This is a genomic window from Bradyrhizobium sp. SZCCHNS2022, assembly GCF_032377575.1.
Lineage (GTDB): Bacteria > Pseudomonadota > Alphaproteobacteria > Rhizobiales > Xanthobacteraceae > Bradyrhizobium > Bradyrhizobium aeschynomenes.
In genome coordinates this window covers 86,763-103,293 of sequence record NZ_JAUHHZ010000001.1, presented here as the reverse complement: position 1 = coordinate 103,293, position 16,531 = coordinate 86,763, and the positions used below count along the sequence as shown (strand labels likewise).

The window sequence follows — 16,531 nt, the reverse complement described above, 5'->3', positions numbered from 1 at the left end:
ACGCTTTCACGGTTCGGCCCTGGTTTCGCCAGGATTTCTCCGATTAACCTATCAGTAACCCAGTATTCCGCAAACCCCATTTGTCTTCAAAGGGTTATACGCACGCTGAGATAATCAGCCGCGCTCAGATGATGGTTGCAAAACGGACGTGGGCGGCCCCCTCCGGTATGACCCGGCTGAGACCGCCCCGTCCTTGGGCTCTTCCTCGAGCTTTATTCAAATACCCGGCAATGCATTCCCGATCGGCGGTCAGGCCGCCGGCGCGCGCTGCGGCTCCTCGACGATCGAGAAGCGCACGCCGGCCTTGTGGCGGTTCTCCTCGGACACCTCGCGCCAGCAATCCTCGGCCTCCTTGCGCGACTTGAACGGCCCCTTCACCTGGGCCGATCCTTCCACCAGCTTGTGGAAATTCATCGAGCCGAACTCGCCGCCGATCACCCAGAAATTGCTGGTCATGAGACCCTCCTTCAACCGTCACAACTTTGACAGTGCATTGCGATTTGCGTGACCAGAGATAAACGCGAAACCGGCAGTTTCGTATAGAGGCCTTGTTTTCGAATGGTGATGTCATGTAACATCATCACTTGTCATAAATGTCATTTTGTAAATTTTGTCACAAATCCAGGCCGGTCGGCCTGCGGGAGATCGCCATGCCCGGTGAGTCCGGAAAGAAGCTGTTCGTCGGGCCGCGCTTCCGCCGCATCCGCCAGCAGTTGGGCCTGTCGCAGACTCAGTTGGCGGAGGGGCTCGGCATCTCGCCGAGCTACGTCAACCTGATCGAGCGCAACCAGCGACCGGTGAGCGCCCAGATCCTGCTGCGGCTGGCCGAGGTCTATGACCTCGATCTGCGCGATCTCGCCACCGCCGACGAGGACCGCTTTTTCGCCGAGCTCAACGAGATCTTCTCCGATCCCCTGTTCCGGCAGATCGAGCTGCCCAAGCAGGAGCTGCGCGACCTCGCCGAGCTGTGCCCCGGCGTCACCCACGCGTTGCAGCGGCTGTACGCGGCCTATGCCGAAGCCCGCCGCGGCGAGACGCTCGTCGCGGCGCAGATGGCGGACCGCAACGCGGGCGGGCATTTCGAGGCCAACCCGATCGAGCGGGTACGCGACCTGATCGAGGCCAACCGCAACTATTTCGCCGAGTTCGAGCAGCAGGCCGAAAGCCTGCGCGACGCGCTCGACGTCCCGGCCGAAGAACTGTATGCCGCGCTCGCTGCGCGCTTGCGCGAGAAACATTCGGTGCAGACCCGCGTGATGCCGGTCGACGTCATGCGCGAGACGTTGCGCCGTTACGACCGCCATCGTCGCCAGCTGCTGATCTCCGAGCTCGTCGACGGGCCCGGCCGCACCTTCCAGCTCGCGTTTCAGCTCGGCATGGCGGAATGCCTGCCACAGTTCGAGGTCATCATCGGCCGCGCCGGCGCACTCGACGACACCTCGCGCCGGCTCTACCGCATGACACTGGCGAGCTACTTCGCCGCCGCCGTGATGATGCCCTATGCGCCGTTCCTCGCCGCGGCGGAAGCGCTGAGCTACGACATCAACGTGCTGGCGCAGCGCTTCAACACCGGCTTCGAGCAGGTGTGCCACCGCCTCACCACCTTGTCGCGCCCGAACGCGCGCGGCGTTCCGTTCTTCATGCTGCGCGTCGACAGCGCCGGCAACGTCTCCAAACGCTTCTCCTCGGGCACCTTCCCGTTCTCGAAGTTCGGCGGCACCTGTCCGCTGTGGAACGTCCATTCGACCTTCGACACGCCCGACCGCCTGCTGAAGCAGATCATCGAACTGCCGGACGGCTCGCGCTATTTCTCGATCGCCCAGATGGTCCGGCGCCCGGTCGCGCCGCACCCGATGCCGCAGCCGCGCTTTGCGATCGGCCTGGGCTGCGAGATCCGTCACGCCTCGCGCCTCGTCTATGCCGCCGGCATGGACCTGGAGACGGCCGAAGGCACGCCCATCGGCGTCAACTGCCGGCTCTGCGAGCGCGAAAACTGCGCCCAGCGCGCCGAGCCGCCGATCACGCGCACGCTGATCCTGGACGAGACCACGCGCCGCGTCAGCTCGTTCGCGTTCAGCAATGCAAGGGAGTTGTGAAACACCCACTCTCTCCTCCGTCATTCCGGGGCGCGCGCAGCGCGAATCCATTTTGCAGTACAGCCCGCGGCCCGATGGATTCCGGGTTCGCGCTGCGCGCGCTCCGGAATGACTCCGAGTTTGTAGCACCGCTACTATCCCCGCTTGCAATGACGCGGCGAGAACAATGCGCCGACGAAGAGACGCGCGGTGCGGAGACTCATGACGCGCAGAGACTTGGTGCGGAGACTCATGCAGCCACTTTCTCGCGGCGCATCTGCACCCGAGCTTTGCTATCAGCTCGCCCTCTTCGAACAGAGGGCGCAGGGAAGACCGGGAGCCCGCCGCCCCCATGGCCCCCGTGCGAAAGAAATGCACGGGGCAGGAACCACAGGTTCGGCTGGAACATCCCGGCCTTCCCTGCGCGATGGTCTTAACGTCTGCTCCGCGCTCTCCCCGGGGACCGGCTTGATTGCCCCCGTCGCCCGCGCGACACGTCAGGTCGGCAACGAGCTTGGCGCCAGCTTCGGGGCACCAGGACCACACGGCTTGAACGTCCGCGAATTGCCAGTCGTCTTGCGCAACAGCGCCTGACAGACCCGCGGCCACCGCTCCCCGCCTCTCCGTATCGTGACGACGCGTACGTCCCTCTGCATGAGGCGGGATGCAGGAAGGAGAGCACGATTTCCGTAAAAGCGAAACAAGGAAATTTTTGCAGCGGCATCTGGACAGAGATGATCGCGCTGAGGGCGCTACGGAATTTTCGCTTTCGGTGCAGTCCTCGAAGCGGTGTCGCGGGGCCGGGCCGTTGGCGGCTCAGCGGTGCACTTGATCCTCGCGCTTCCACTGAGTCGCCCGTCGGGTCGCCTGCCGCTCGCAAGCGGCGGACGCCTCGAAGGATGGCACGGACGAACCTTACGACCTGATCCGTTGGCCTCTCGTCCTCGTTTCCTGGTGAGTGCCAACCTGACGGGCCACCGCCATGACCGAGAGGCCAACATCGAGGAGACGCCGCATGCTGGTCTGGTCGATTGGCCTCGTCGTGCTCGCCCTGGCCGGTGCCGCCATCGCCGCAGGGCCGATCATGAGCCGGGTCGAACATCCGAGATATGACGTGGTGAGGCGCGACGGTGCATTCGAGATCCGCGCCTATGCGCCGATGATCATCGCGCAGGCCGAGGTGCAAGGTGCGCGCAAGCCGGCGATCGAAGAAGGCTTTCGCATCATCGGCGGCTACATCTTCGGCGCCAACCAGGGCAAGGCCAAGATCGCGATGACTGCGCCGGTGCAGCAACAGGCCGCCACAGCGCCTGCGGAGGGCGTCGGCAGCGACCGCTGGAGCGTCAGCTTCGTGATGCCGTCGAACTGGTCGCTGGACACCCTGCCGCCGCCGGCCGATGCGAGGATCAAGCTGACGCCGCTGCCGGCTCAGCGCATGATCGCGCTGACGTTCTCGGGCTCGTATTCCGACGGCATTCTGGCCGACAAGACCCGCGAGTTGCGCGACTACGCGCAGAGCCAGGGGATCATCGTCTCAGGGGCACCGCTGCTCGCCTTCTACAACCCGCCCTGGACCCTGCCGATGCTGCGGCGGAATGAGATCATGCTGGCGTGTAGTTGTTAGGAATACTCTCTTCCCAGCATCAGTCCGCTCCCTCTCCCCGTCCTTCACGGGGAGAGGGCTGGGGTGAGGGGCAGCGGCGCGGGTGGTGTTGCTTTTTCGGTCCAGAAATCTTGCATCCGTCTTGGAGCGAGCATACCCGTCCGATGGACCTGGAAGCGGGGCCTCGCACGTGCCATGCCCCTCACCCGGATGGCTGCGCCATCCGACCTCTCCCCGCGAAGGGCGGGGAGAGGTTGCAGCGTCCGGGCTGAGCCGGGATGGCTCACCCGTCGATGATCGCCACCGCGCGCGTCCATCCCGCGGACGCCCGCTCGATCTTCACCGGGAAGCACGACACGGCGAAGCCTGTGGACGGCAGCTGCTCCAGATTGTGCAGCTTCTCGATATGGCAATAGCCGATGTGGCGGCCCGCCTTGTGGCCTTCCCAGATCAGGCTGGCATCATGAGTCTCGGCGTATTTCTTTGCCGTGAACACGAACGGCGCGTCCCAGCTCCAGGCATCGGTGCCGGTCAGACGCACGCCGCGCTCGAGCAGATACATGGTGGCCTCGTAGCCCATGCCGCAGCCTGTGTTGACGTAGTCCGCCTGGCCGTAGCGGGCGCCGGCCGCGGTATTGACCACGACGATTTCGAGCGGCGACAGCGTGTGGCCGATGCGCTTCAATTCGGCCTCGACGTCCGCGGCGGTCGCGACATAGCCGTCCGGGAAATGCCGGAAGTCGAGCTTCACACCTGGCTGCATGCACCACTCCAGCGGCACCTCGTCGATGGTCCAGGCGCGCTCGCCGCGGTTCATCGTCGGGTGGAAGTGCCAGGGCGCGTCGAGATGCGTGCCGTTATGGGTCGAGAGATTGACCTGCTCGACCGCCCAGCCCTGCCCGTCCGGCAGGTCCTCGGCCTTCAGCCCGTCGAAGAACTGCAGCATGCGCGGCAGCCCCTGCTGGTGGTCGATATATTGGATCGTCGGGTGCGCTCCCGGCGGGTCGGCCGGCACGTCGTTCTGCAGCGGCACGGAGATGTCGATCAGCTTGCGGGCCATGGGGGTCCTCTCTCTTGCATCTTTCTTGGTTGTTATCGTCGGCCGCAGAATCAGACGTCCTGCCGCTCGACCTTGTTCTTCAGGATGCCGATCTTCTCGACCTCGAGCTCGATCACGTCGCCATGCTCGAGATACCAGCCGAGTTCGAGGCCGCAGCCATTGCCGACCGTGCCGGAGCCGATGAACTCGCCGGGCATCAAGGTCTCGTCCTTGCTGATATAGGCGATCAGCTCCTCGAACGGGAACAGCATGCCCTCGCTGACGCCGCGCGAGCGGACCTCGCCATTGACGCGCGCCTCCATCTTCAGCCGATAGGGATCGCCGATCTCGTCCGGCGTCACGATCCACGGACCCATGACGTTGCCGCCGTCGAAGCTCTTGCCCTTGGACGGGCCGAGGCGGCCGTCCATCTCGATGCGCTGGGTGTCGCGCGCGGAGAAGTCGTTGAAGATGGTGAAGCCGAAGATGTGGTCGCGCGCCGTTGCCGCCGGAATGTCCTTGCCCCGCCCCTTGGTGATGATGCCGAACTCCAGCTCGTAGTCCATCACCTTGCTGTAGCGCGGCCATTTCACGGTCGTGTTGGGGCCGCGCACGCTGAAGCGGTTGGTGATGTAGAAGATCGGGACCTTGCGGTAGACCTCGGGCAAGTCGCCGAGCGGCTCGGCATCGATGCGCGCGAGCTCGTCGGTATCGCCGCGCTGGCGTGCTGCAAGCTTCCGCTGCCCCCGCGGCGCCTGCAGGATGTGCAGCGGAAACGACATGCCGTCGCGCATCTGCCGCGGCTCCGGCACCGGGGCGAGCAGCTCCGCGCCGGCGACGTCGCGCGACAGGTCCGCATCACTTCCGAACCTCTCGAACAGCGCCCGCGCGGAGTCGAGCCCCGCCTCGCCGGCATCGATCAGCGATAGCATCGAGGCAAAGGCCGGATTGGCCCGGCCGGCACGGTCGGCCGCCCCGGCGAGGTCGAAAAGCTTGGAATCGCCGGCATGCACGATGCCGATCCGCTCTCCGCCCTCGGCTCGAAATGTCGCAAGCTTCACGCCGTCCTCCCCTTGTGTTCTGTCTGAAAATATACAAACATACAAAATATCGATAAACAAGAGGCGTCCGGGACGGGGCGCCCAGGGAGGGGTCAACGATGCGTCATCGGCTCATGGATGCTGTTGTCGGCGCGGTGCTGACGTTCGCGCTGATATCCACGGCGGCTCAGGCGGAGAAGATCCAGATCGGCTGCACCGCGACATCCGACTGCGCCTCCGCGATGATCGCGGTCGATGAGGGCCTGTTCAAGAAGCACGGCCTCGACGCCGAGATGGTGCTGATCGGAATCAACTCGAACATTCCCGCCGCCATCCTGTCCAACTCGATCCAGATCGGCGGGCCGACCTCGACGGTGTTCCTGCAGGCGGCCGATGGCGGGCTCGATCTCGTCGCGGTCTCCGGCGCCTCGATCATGAACAAGACATCGAACGACGCCATCGCCGCCTTCGTGCGCAACGGCGTCACCATCACCAGTCCGCAGGACTTCAAGGGCAAGAAGATCGGTGCGCCCGGCATCGGCGCCTTCCTGCACGTGCTGTTCGTGAAATGGCTGGTCGAGAAGGGCGTCGACCCGAAAAGCGTGAACTTCGTCGAGGTGACGTTCCCGACCATGGCCGACACCATCAAATCCGGCGGCGTCGACGCGGTGCTGACCGCCGAGCCGTTCGTGATGCGCATGACCAACGCCAATCTCGGCACCGTCGGCGCGCGCTATGCCGCCGAGCTCGCCCGTACCGAGCCGATCATCTTCTATGCGGCGTCGCGCGAATGGGCGGACAAGAATCCCGAGACGGTGAAGAAATTCCGCGCGGCCATCGCCGAGGCAGCCCAGATCGTCAACAACGATCGCGAGAAGGCCTCGGCAGCGATCGCCAAGTTCACCAAGCAGCCACTCGACCTGGTCAAGCTGACGACGCCGAACTACGCGGAGCCGGTGCTGAAGCCGGAGCAGCTCGCCTGGTGGATCGACATCATGGCGGCGCAGAAGATGCTACAGGGCAAGCTCGACCTCAAGAAGCTGATCCTCAACTGATGACGGCACCGACCCCGATCCTGCAGACGGAGACGACGAGCGGCGACACGCTGAGCGAGCGCGCCGCCGCGCTGATCGAGCGCGACATCGTCGCGGGCACGCTCGCCCCCGGCTCGCGGCTCGGCATCGTCGAGCTCGCCAAGCGCTACGAGATCGGGCCGACGCCGCTGCGCGAGGGGCTGTCGCGGCTGGTGTCGCGCGGCCTGATCAACAGCACCGGCCAGCGCGGCTTTCGTGTCGCCGAGGTCAGTCGCGACGATCTCGTCGACATCACGCGGATGCGCACCGTAGTGGAGAAGGAGGCGCTGCGGCTCGCGATGCAGAGCGGCGGCGATGCTTGGGAGGCCGGCATCATCGCCGCGCTGCATCAGATGCGCCGTTACATCCAGCGCATGCAGAGCGAGTTTCGCGAGGGCGCGCCGGAGTTCGACCGGCTGCACAAGGCGTTCCATACAGCCCTGCTGGAGGCCTGCGGATCACCCCGCCTGCTCGCCGCGCATTCCGATCTCTACGACCAGGCCTATCGCTATCGCCGCGTCATGATGCGCAGCTTCGACGACGGCAGCGGCTTCATCAGGGAGCACGAGGCGCTGGCGGAGCTGATACTCGCGCGCGACGCCGCGGCCGCCCAGGCGAGGCTCGAGGCGCACCTGCGCTCCACCGTCGAGATCGTCTATCCGCAATCGAAGGGAGCATGAGATGGCAGAGCCTGCCCTCGCTTTGGTGCAATCGTCTCCCTCGCCTGCGCGCGCGCAGATCGCGTTCGACAATGTCGCGCTGACCCTCGGCGGCAAGGCGATCATCGACACGATCAGCCTGGAGGTCGCGGCCGGCGAGATCCTGTGCGTGGTCGGCGCCTCCGGCTGCGGCAAGACCACGGCGCTGCGGCTCGCGGCCGGGCTGTATCAGCCGACGGGCGGCAGCGTGCGCTTCGAGGGCGAGCCGATGCGCGCGCCCCGCCGCGAGATCGCGGTCGTGTTCCAGGACTACGGCAAGGCGCTGCTGCCGTGGCGCACCGCAGCCGGCAACATCTCGCTGGCGCTGGAGACGATCGGCATGCGCGCGCAGCAGCGCGAGGCGCGCATCACCGAGCTGCTGGCCAAGGTCGGGCTCGCCGGCCATGCGGCGAAGTATCCGACGGAGATGTCGGGCGGCATGCAGCAGCGGCTGCAGATCGCGCGCTGCCTCGCCCAGGATCCGAAAGTGCTGCTGATGGACGAACCGTTCGGCGCGCTCGATGCGATGACGCGGCAGGGCCTGCAGGACGAGATGCTGGCGCTGGTCGCCTCGACCGGCGCCACCGTGGTGTTCGTCACGCATGATCTGGAAGAGGCGATCTATCTTGGCGACCGCGTCGTCGGCCTGCTGCCGCATCCCGGCCGCGTCGGCCTGGAATTGACGGTCGACCTGCCGCGGCCGCGCGACCAGCTGGCGACGCGGGAGCATCCGGAATTCCTGCGGCTGCGCCGTGCGCTGTTCGACTTCATCAAGGCGAGCGAATGAGCATGCCGGAGCGCATCAAGCCGGTGCTGCTGCCGCTCGCGGCCTTGCTCGCATTCGAGGCGGGGATGCGGCTTGCGGCCGTGCAGAGCGACTCGCTGGCGCCGCCGAGTGCGATCGCGCTCGCGCTTGCGGGCGCGCTGACCGACGGCTCGCTGCTGATCGCGACACGTGACACGCTCGCGTCGGCGTTCGCCGGCCTCATCATCGGCGGCGCCATCGGGCTGGTGCTCGGCATCGCGCTCGGCCTCTCCCAGATCTTCAACCGGCTGATGGAGGTCACGATCGAGGCGGTCAGGCCGATCCCATCGGTCGCGCTGCTGCCGATCGCGCTGATCGCGCTCGGCTTCGGCTATCGCATGGAGATCGCGATCGTCGCCTTCGCCTGCGTCTGGCCGGTGCTGATCATGACCCGCGCCGCGGTCGGCGGCATCGAGCCGCGGCTGATCGAGGTGGCCCGCGTGCTGCGGCTGACGCAGCTCGACCGCATCAGGAAGATCGTCATTCCCGCCGCCCTGCCCCGCATCTTCCTCGCCTTCCGGCTCGCCGCCGGCATCGCGCTGATCGTTGCCGTCACGGTGGAGATCGCGATCAATCCGCTCGGCCTCGGCGCCGGCATCATGACCGCCCAGCAGGCGCTGCGGCCGGACCTGATGCTGGCCTATCTGGTGTGGATCGGCGTCACCGGCTTCGTGCTCAACACCGCGCTGATGACGGCGCAAAGGACGCTGTTCGGCCGCGCGGCACTGATCGGAGACGGCGGATGAGATGGTCGGTCCTCGGCTGGCGCCTCGCCAGCTTCGGCGTCGCGGCTTGTGTCATCGCGCTTTGGCAATTCGCGGCCGACCAGCGTTGGGTGTCGCCCGTGTTCCTGCCCGGCCCGGATCGCGCCTGGGCCTCGCTGATGCGCGGCTTCACGAGCGGAGATCTGCTGGCCAAGCTCGTGGGCACACTGGCGCACATGGCCTATGGCTGGCTGCTCGCCTCGATCGCCGGCATCGCGCTCGGCGCGATGATCGGCTCGTCCAAGGCGATCCGCCTCTACGTTGCGCCAACGCTGGAGCTGCTGCGGCCGCTGCCGGTGTCGGCGATCATCCCGGTCGCGATCGCGGCGCTCGGCCTGTCGCAGGGCATGGCGCTTTTCGTCATCGCGTTCGGATCGCTGTGGCCGCTGCTGCTCGGCACCATCCACGGATTCGGCGCGGTCGAGCCGCGGCTCTACGAGGTGGCGCGGGTGCTGCACATGTCGCGGCTCGCGGTCGTCTTCAAGATCGCGCTGCCGTCGGCGGCGCCCGACATCCTCGCCGGCATGCGGCTGAGCCTCACGGTGGCGCTGATCCTTGCCGTCGTCTGCGAGATGCTGGCCGGCCTCGACGGCCTCGGCCAATGGGTGCTGCTCTCGGCCCGCGCGTTCCGCTCCGCCGACCTGTTCGCCGGCGTCATGCTGCTCGGCGTGATCGGCTACGTCACCGCGCTCGCGATGGGCGCCGCCGAAAGCCGGCTGCTGCGCTGGCAGGCCGCGCGGCGCTAGCTCAGCGCGCCAGCCCTGCCACGCGGCCGAGCGCGACGGCCGTGAGCAGGCCGTTGCCCGAGAGATAGCCGGAGGCATCGGCGCCGGACACGCCGCAGGCGGCGCCGCCGGCCGCGAACAGATTGTCGATCGCGGTGCCGTCCTCGCGCAGCACGCCCGCGTGGTCGTCGATGACGAGGCCGCCTTGGGTGTGGAACAGCGCGCCGGTGACCTTCACGGCGCGATAGGGCGACGCGAGTTGCGGCACGCCGGCGAACCTGCGGCCGAAGCGGTCGGTGCGCTGCTGCGCCTTGGCCTCGTTCACCTCTTCGCATGTCGCCGCAAGAACCTCGGCCGGAACGCGCATCGCTGCGGCGAGGCTCGCGATGTCGTCCGCTTCGAGCACCGCGCCATGCGCGACGGCGTTGCGAAAATCCTCGAACTGCGCGGCGATGCCGGCGATGCGCACGTCGAAAATGGTCCAGGCGATTCCGTTCGGCTGCGCGAGCACGTTGGCCGCCTGTTCGGAATAGCCCGAGGCCTCGTTGGAGAAACGCTCGCCGTTGGCGTTCACCTGAAAGCCGCCCTCTGTAATGGTGGCCCAACTGATGAGAATGCCGGCGGGATGCGCGACAGACCCGTGGCCCTGATGACCACCGAGATGGCGCGTCGCCGCGCCGAGCTGCTCGCCCCAAACAAGCGCATCGCCCTGGTTGCCGACGTGGCCGAAATAGGTGGCGCTCGCCAGGTCGGGGATGTGCCGGGCGACCAGCACCGGATTGCCGCCATAGCCGCTGCAAGCGAGGATCAGGCGGCGGCAGCCGATCTCGTCGCTGCTGCCATCGGGCCGCGTGAAGCGCATCCCGACGATGCGCTGCGCGCGATCGACCAGCAAGGTCGTCGCATGCGCATCGCAGAGGATATCGATGCTCGCCGCCTCTGCGGCTGTGCGCAGCCGGTCGATCAGTTCGCGTCCGGCGCGGCTCGGCAGACCGTGCATGCGATAGCGCGAATGGCCGGGATAGGTGAAGTTATCGACCAGCGAGAACGGCAGTTGATGCCGGTCGGCAAGCCATTCGAGCGTCGGACCGATCGTCGTCGTGACCAGCTTCACCAGCACAGCATCCGGTTCATCATGCGCCTTGTGCATGATGTCCGCGGCGAAGCGCGCGGGGCTGTCGTCGATACCGAGCGCTGCCTGCCAGCGCGTGCCAGCGGCTGGAATGAGTCCGGCCGACAGCGCCGTCGAGCCCTGCGGCACGGCATCGCGCTCCAGCACCAGCACGCTCTCGCCGTTCTCGATCGCCGACAGCGCCGCGACGAGTCCCGCCGCGCCGGCGCCGATGATCAGGCAATCGACCGAGAACTCGAGCGTGCGGTCGATCGTCTCGACCGAGCTCATGACGCCGCCAGTTCCGTCATCGCCTTCGCGATCGAGGCAACACGGCAGACCGGCTTCAGCGCCGCGATTGCGGTCGCATGCGTCTCCGCGGTGAACGCCGCGCAGCCGTCTTCCAGAACCACCGTCTCGAAGTCGCGGATATGCGCATCGCGCACCGTCGAGGCTACGCCGCCATTGGTGACGATGCCGGCGACATAGAGTTTTTCGATGCCGCATTTGCGCAGCACCCATTCGAGCCGGGTCATGTAGAACGCGGAATACGCGATCTTCTCGATCATGACGTCGGCGGGCTGCAAGGTGTCGACGAGCTGATGGCCCCAGGCGCCCGGCAGGAAATCGCCCTTGGCCAGGAACGGCCGCAACTGCTTCAGGTGCGGCGAAATCATCGGCTCGCCGCCCTTGCCCGGCACCAAGGTGAACTGCGTCGAGATCACGAAGCCGCCCTTCGACCGCATCAGACCCGCGAACGGCTTCAGCCGTGGCGGCAGCGCGGCGATGTCCGCCGCCGTCTGCCCGGCGCGGCCATACGCGCCCTTGGGATCGAGGAAGTCGTTCTGCAGGTCGACGATCAGCAGCGCGCTCTGCGCGGCGGGAATGGTGTGATCGTTCATGTCCGCTCCACGATGACGTTGCCGAACTGGTCCACCCGCGCCTTGAAGCCGGGCGCGATCACCGTCGTCGCATCCGGCTGCTCGAGGATCGCGGGGCCCGCGACCTCGGTGCCGACGGGCAGATCGAGGCGGGCGTAGATCGCCGTGTCCCACCATTGGCCGTCGAACCAGGCGTTGCGGCTGCCGAGCTTCGCCTTGCCGAGATCGGCGCTGCTGTCAGGCGCGAGCGTTGCGAGGTCGAAGCGCGGGCGCACGCCGATCGCCGCCGTGCGCAGGTTGACGATCTTGATCGGCACGCCCGGCAACAGGCGGCTGAAGCTCTTCTGATAGGCGGTCTCGAACGCCTTGCGGACGTCCTCGACCGTCAACGCGATGACGCCGTCGCGGATCTCCGCCGGCAAGGTCGCGCGGATGGTGTGGGTCTGGCCGACATAGTGCATGTCGAGTTCGAACAGCGTGTCGATGCGCTCGACCGCGAGCCGCGCGTCCTTGACGACGCCCTGCGCGTGCTCGGCCTCGGACTGCATCCAGCGCGTCAGCGCCGCGATGTCGAGACCGTCGAGGAACATGTTGAGCGTCTGCACCTGGTCGTGGCGGATGTCGGCGATGACGCAGCCGAGCGCCGAGGTGACGCCGGGATAGCGCGGCACCAGCGCCGCCTTGAGCCCGACATCCTTGATCAGCGCCGAGACGTGCAGCGCGCCGCCGCCGCCGAACGGCACCGCCGCGAAGCGCGCCGGATCATGGCCGCGCTCGATCGACATCAGCCTGATGGCCCCGGCCATCTTGCTGTCGGCGATGCGCACGATGGCTTCCGCCGCCTCCATCACGCCGAGGCCCAGCGGCTCGCCGACATGCTTGGCAATGGCGCGCTTGGCCGCCTCGACGTCGAGCGCCTTCAGCTTGCCGCCGATCGGCCGGTCCGCATTGATGCGGCCGAGCACGACATTGGCATCGGTGAGCGTCGGGCGGTCGTTGCCTCCGCCGTAGCAGACGGGACCAGGCCGCGAGCCCGCGCTCTCCGGGCCGACCTGCAGCAGGCCGCCGGCATCGACATGGGCGATCGAGCCGCCGCCGGCGCCGATCGTGGTGATCTCGATCATCGGCGTGCGCACGACGAGGCCGAAATCGATCGTGGTCTGCGCCGCCAGCGACGTCGCGCCGTCGACCACAAGCGAGACGTCGAACGAGGTGCCGCCGAGATCGCCGGTGATGACATTGGGGAAGCCCGCCGCCTTGGCGATCTCCGCCGCAGCGATCACGCCGGCCGCAGGACCGGACAACGCGGTGCGGATCGGGAAGCGCCGCGCCGCGTCGGTGGACATCACGCCGCCATTGGACTGCACGATGTGGAAGCGGCCGTCAAACGCCTCGCCGGCGAGCGCATTCTGCAGCTTCTGCAAATAGGAGCCGACCACCGGCTGCAGATAGGCATTCAGCGCCGTCGTCGAGGTCCGCTCGAACTCGCGGATCTCCGGCAGGATCTGGCTGGAGCACGCGACATTGTCGTTCGGCCAGATCGCCTGCACGGCTTCGAGCGCGCGGCGCTCATTGTCGGGATTGGCGAAGGCGTTGACGAACACGATCGCCAGCGCCTGCGCGCCCTTGGCCAAGAGCTCGCGCGCGGTGGCCTCGACCTGCGCGACGTCCACGGCGGTCCGGATGGTGCCGTCCGACAGCACGCGCTCGTCGACCTCGGCGCGCATGTCGCGCTCGACGACGGGAACGAAGTCGCCCCACAGGCCCCAGGTGTTGCGGCGGTCGCGGCGGCGCATCTCGAGCACATCGCGGAAGCCCCGCGTCGTGATCAGGCCGATGCGCGCGCCCTTGCGCTCCAAGAGCGCATTGGTGCCGACGGTCGTGCCATGCACGATCGAGGTGAGATGCGAGACAGCGCCGAAGCCCTGAAGGCCTTCGAGGAAGCCGACCGCTTCGTCACCGCGGTTCGACGGCACCTTGTTGGTGCGGAAGCTGCGCTTCGCCTCATCGAAGTAGAACAGATCGGTGAAGGTGCCGCCGACGTCGACGCCGACGATGGTGCCGAGCTTGCTCATGCCGCACCTCCTGCGCGGAGCGTGCGCGTCGCGGCTTCGTCGACCGCACCGTCAGCCGTCATCGCGACCTTGTAGACCTCGCGCGCCTGCGCTCGTGAGACGAAGCCAAGCGCGACGTCGTGCGCGACGTCGGTGACGGGCCGCGCCTCCGGCGGTCCCCAGCCGCCGCCACCTGGTGTCTCCAGGCGCACGCGCTTGCCCGCCTTCAGATGCAGATCGGTGATCTTCGAGACCATCGGCGGGCTGGCCTCGCCCTGCTCCGTCTGCCAGGCGAAATGATTGAGCGCAGCACTGCCGCCGCCGGCGACGCCGAACGGCGCCGCCTTGCCGCGCTCGCCGAGCAGCGCCACGTCGGCATCGGCCAGCAGCTCAACCTCATAGACGGCACCGACGCCGCCGCGATGCGTGCCGGCGCCGGCGGAATCCGGGCGCAACGCCCATTGCGTGAACATGACGGGATAGGCTGCCTCTAAGATCTCCACGGGCGGAATGGTCGCGGTCGAGATCGGGTTGTTGGCGTGGTTGAGGCCGTCGGTGGCGGGATTGCCGCCGAGGCCGCCGCCGAAGAACGAGAACATGACGAAACGGCTGTTGTCCTTGCGATGGCCCGCGATCGACAGCGCGTTGATGGTGCCGAATGGCGCGGCGGTCGCGCGCGACGGATCGGCCTTGGCGAGCGCGCCGAGCACGACGCCAATCAGGCGCAGGATGGTCTCGGTATAGCCCGCGACCGGCTTGGGCGGCCCGGCTGCGAGCAGCGAGCCGTCAGTGATTGCGAAGGAGATCGGCCGCAGGCAGCCGGCATTGGCCGGCACCTCGGTGAACACATGCTTCAGCGCGACGTAGCAGGCCGCGATCGTGGTCGAGCGCGAGATGTTGATCGGGCCCTTGCAGGCCGCCGAGGAGCGCGTGAAGTCGAGCGTCATCGTGTCGCCGGCAATGGTGACGTCCAGCGCGACCGTCAGCGGCACATCGACGATGCCGTCATTGTCGAGCACGTCCTCGAACGAATAGGTGCCGTCGGGCAGCGAGGCGATCGCGGCGCGCATCAAGGTTTCGGCACGGTCGGAGAACGCCTCGAACGCATCGGAGACGGTCTTGTCGCCATAATCGTCGAGCAGCGTGCGCAGGCGGCGTTCGCCGAGATCGAGCGCGTTGAGCTGACCGTTGAGATCGCCCCAGTTCGACATCGGCACGCGCGAATTCGCTTCGATGATGCCGAGGATGTCGTGGTTCATGCGTCCCGCGGCGATCAGCTTCACGGGGGGAATGCGCATGCCTTCCTGGAAGCTTTCGACCGCCTTCGGATTGTAGCCGCCGGCGACGTTGCCGCCGATGTCGAGCCAGTGGCCGACCGACGCGATCCAGCAGAACACACTGTTGTCGCGGAACACCGGACGCACCAGGCGGAAGTCGTTGAGATGGGTGCCGCCGTCATAGGGGTCGTTGAAGATGAAGGTGTCGCCCTCCTCGAGCCCGCCCTCCTTCTCGACCTTGGCGATGACGGCGCGCACGGCGAAGGCCATCGCGCCGACGAAGATCGGCAGACCGCCCTGCCCCTGCACCAGCGTGTCGCCGGTCGTGGCGTGATAGATGCCGTGGCAGGCGTCGCGCGCCTCGGCGATGGTCGGATTGAACGCGGAGCGATAGAGCGTCGCGTCCATCTCGTCGGCGATCTGCTCCAGCCGCCCCTTCAGCACCGCAAGTGTGATCGGATCCAAGGTGGTCATGCCCGCGTCCCCTCGTCATCAGCCGCGTAGCGGGCGCCATTGGCCAGGATATCGGCGGTGCCGAGCATCGCGTTGAGGCCGGCGAAATCGAGCATGCGGTCGGCGAACGGCTTGGTCGAGCCGGCCTGCGCCAGCGACTGATAGTAGGCGCGCGCCGAGAAGGCGAGCGCGCGGACGATGCCGCCGGGGAAGATCACGAGCTTGAAGCCGAGCGCGCCGAGCTCTGACGCCGCATGGATCGGCGTCGAGCCGCCCTCGACCATATTGGCGAGCAGCGGCCGCTTCGACGCCAGCCGGCCGGCGATGGCCGACAGTTGTTCGCTGCTCTTCGGCGCCTCGACGAACAGCACGTCGGCGCCGGCCTCGGCGTAACGCTCGGCGCGTTCGATCGCGGCCTCCATGCCCTCGATCGCCAGCGCGTCGGTGCGCGCGACGATCAAGGTCTCGGATGACTGGCGCGCATCGAGCGCGGCCTTGATCTTGCCGACCATCTCGCTGGCGCTGATCACGGTCTTGTCGGTCAGGTGGCCGCAGCGCTTCGGCGTGGTCTGGTCTTCGAGCTGGATCGCGGAGGCGCCCATGCGTTCGAACAGCCGGATCGTCCGCTGCACGTTGAGCGCATTGCCGAAGCCGGTGTCGCCATCGACGACGAGAGGGATCTCGACGCGGTCGCGGATCATGGCGATGGTGTCGGCGACCTCCATCATCGACACCAGGCCGATGTCGGGACGGCCGAGCTTGGTATAGGCGATGCCGGCACCGGTCAGATACAGCGCCTTGAAACCGGCCTCGGCGGCGATGCTCGCGGTCAGCGCGTCGTACACGCCGGGCGCGATCGTCGGCTCGGCTGATGCCAGAGTGGATCTCAGGCTCATTGTCGTTTCCTTGTTTGTCTCAGACTATTCGCTGAAG

The 16,531-nt window shown here is 67.1% G+C and carries 15 protein-coding genes; 7 read left to right on the top strand and 8 right to left on the bottom strand.

Annotated features, from left to right (window positions below; genetic code table 11):
• Positions 1-249 precede the first annotated feature (249 nt).
• Positions 250-456, bottom strand: coding sequence for a hypothetical protein (locus tag QXZ94_RS00470; protein ID WP_006612464.1), 207 nt, complete (start codon positions 454-456; stop codon positions 250-252).
• Between the two features lie 194 nt (positions 457-650).
• Here QXZ94_RS00470 and QXZ94_RS00465 point away from each other — a divergent pair, with 194 nt between their 5' ends.
• Positions 651-2,096, top strand: coding sequence for a short-chain fatty acyl-CoA regulator family protein (locus tag QXZ94_RS00465; protein WP_315718758.1), 1,446 nt, complete (start codon positions 651-653; stop codon positions 2,094-2,096).
• A 994-nt stretch (positions 2,097-3,090) separates the two neighbouring features.
• Positions 3,091-3,699 carry a heme-binding protein gene (locus QXZ94_RS00460; protein ID WP_315718757.1) on the top strand — a complete coding sequence of 203 codons (609 nt, stop codon included), beginning with the start codon at positions 3,091-3,093 and terminating at the stop codon, positions 3,697-3,699.
• A gap of 262 nt (positions 3,700-3,961) precedes the next feature.
• On the opposite strand, the gene QXZ94_RS00455 is transcribed toward QXZ94_RS00460, so the two are convergent.
• Together QXZ94_RS00455 and QXZ94_RS00450 are read right to left on the bottom strand one after the other, a co-directional pair.
• Positions 3,962-4,738 (bottom strand): cyclase family protein, encoded by a 777-nt coding sequence (locus QXZ94_RS00455; protein WP_315718756.1) that lies wholly within the window; start codon positions 4,736-4,738, stop codon positions 3,962-3,964.
• 50 nt (positions 4,739-4,788) lie between these two features.
• On the bottom strand, positions 4,789-5,778 hold the full coding sequence (locus QXZ94_RS00450; protein ID WP_315718755.1) for a fumarylacetoacetate hydrolase family protein: 990 nt from the start codon (positions 5,776-5,778) through the stop codon (positions 4,789-4,791).
• 98 nt (positions 5,779-5,876) lie between these two features.
• On the opposite strand from QXZ94_RS00450, the gene QXZ94_RS00445 reads away from it, so the two are divergent.
• The 5 genes from QXZ94_RS00445 to QXZ94_RS00425 are packed head-to-tail and all read left to right on the top strand — an operon-like array spanning position 5,877 to position 9,843.
• Positions 5,877-6,812, top strand: coding sequence for an ABC transporter substrate-binding protein (locus QXZ94_RS00445; RefSeq protein WP_315718754.1), 936 nt, complete (start codon positions 5,877-5,879; stop codon positions 6,810-6,812).
• Positions 6,812-7,510, top strand: a complete 699-nt coding sequence (locus tag QXZ94_RS00440) for a GntR family transcriptional regulator (protein WP_315718753.1) — start codon at positions 6,812-6,814, stop codon at positions 7,508-7,510. Before QXZ94_RS00445 ends, QXZ94_RS00440 begins: the two co-directional genes overlap by 1 nt.
• Position 7,511: 1 nt before the next feature.
• Positions 7,512-8,315, top strand: coding sequence for an ABC transporter ATP-binding protein (locus QXZ94_RS00435; protein WP_315718752.1), 804 nt, complete (start codon positions 7,512-7,514; stop codon positions 8,313-8,315).
• The gene (locus QXZ94_RS00430) at positions 8,312-9,079 is read left to right on the top strand and encodes an ABC transporter permease (protein WP_315718751.1); all 768 of its coding nucleotides are present in this window, start codon (positions 8,312-8,314) and stop codon (positions 9,077-9,079) included. Before QXZ94_RS00435 ends, QXZ94_RS00430 begins: the two co-directional genes overlap by 4 nt.
• A complete protein-coding gene (locus QXZ94_RS00425; RefSeq protein WP_315718750.1) occupies positions 9,076-9,843 on the top strand; it encodes an ABC transporter permease in 768 nt (255 codons plus the stop codon). Before QXZ94_RS00430 ends, QXZ94_RS00425 begins: the two co-directional genes overlap by 4 nt.
• Position 9,844: 1 nt before the next feature.
• Here the strand turns inward: QXZ94_RS00425 and QXZ94_RS00420 are convergent, their stop codons facing one another.
• Genes QXZ94_RS00420 through QXZ94_RS00400 form a run of 5 tightly spaced genes read right to left on the bottom strand, consistent with a single transcriptional unit; the run spans position 9,845 to position 16,494 of the window.
• Complete coding sequence (locus QXZ94_RS00420; protein ID WP_315718749.1) at positions 9,845-11,224, bottom strand: FAD-dependent oxidoreductase; 1,380 nt, start codon at positions 11,222-11,224, stop codon at positions 9,845-9,847.
• Complete coding sequence (locus tag QXZ94_RS00415; RefSeq protein ID WP_315718748.1) at positions 11,221-11,835, bottom strand: cysteine hydrolase; 615 nt, start codon at positions 11,833-11,835, stop codon at positions 11,221-11,223. Before QXZ94_RS00415 ends, QXZ94_RS00420 begins: the two co-directional genes overlap by 4 nt.
• On the bottom strand, positions 11,832-13,889 hold the full coding sequence (locus tag QXZ94_RS00410) for a hydantoinase/oxoprolinase family protein (RefSeq protein WP_315718747.1): 2,058 nt from the start codon (positions 13,887-13,889) through the stop codon (positions 11,832-11,834). The genes QXZ94_RS00415 and QXZ94_RS00410 overlap by 4 nt, the downstream gene beginning before the upstream one ends.
• Positions 13,886-15,619, bottom strand: coding sequence for a hydantoinase B/oxoprolinase family protein (locus QXZ94_RS00405; RefSeq protein WP_315718746.1), 1,734 nt, complete (start codon positions 15,617-15,619; stop codon positions 13,886-13,888). The genes QXZ94_RS00410 and QXZ94_RS00405 overlap by 4 nt, the downstream gene beginning before the upstream one ends.
• Positions 15,616-16,494 (bottom strand): isocitrate lyase/PEP mutase family protein, encoded by an 879-nt coding sequence (locus QXZ94_RS00400; protein WP_315718745.1) that lies wholly within the window; start codon positions 16,492-16,494, stop codon positions 15,616-15,618. Before QXZ94_RS00400 ends, QXZ94_RS00405 begins: the two co-directional genes overlap by 4 nt.
• Positions 16,495-16,531: the final 37 nt, after the last annotated feature.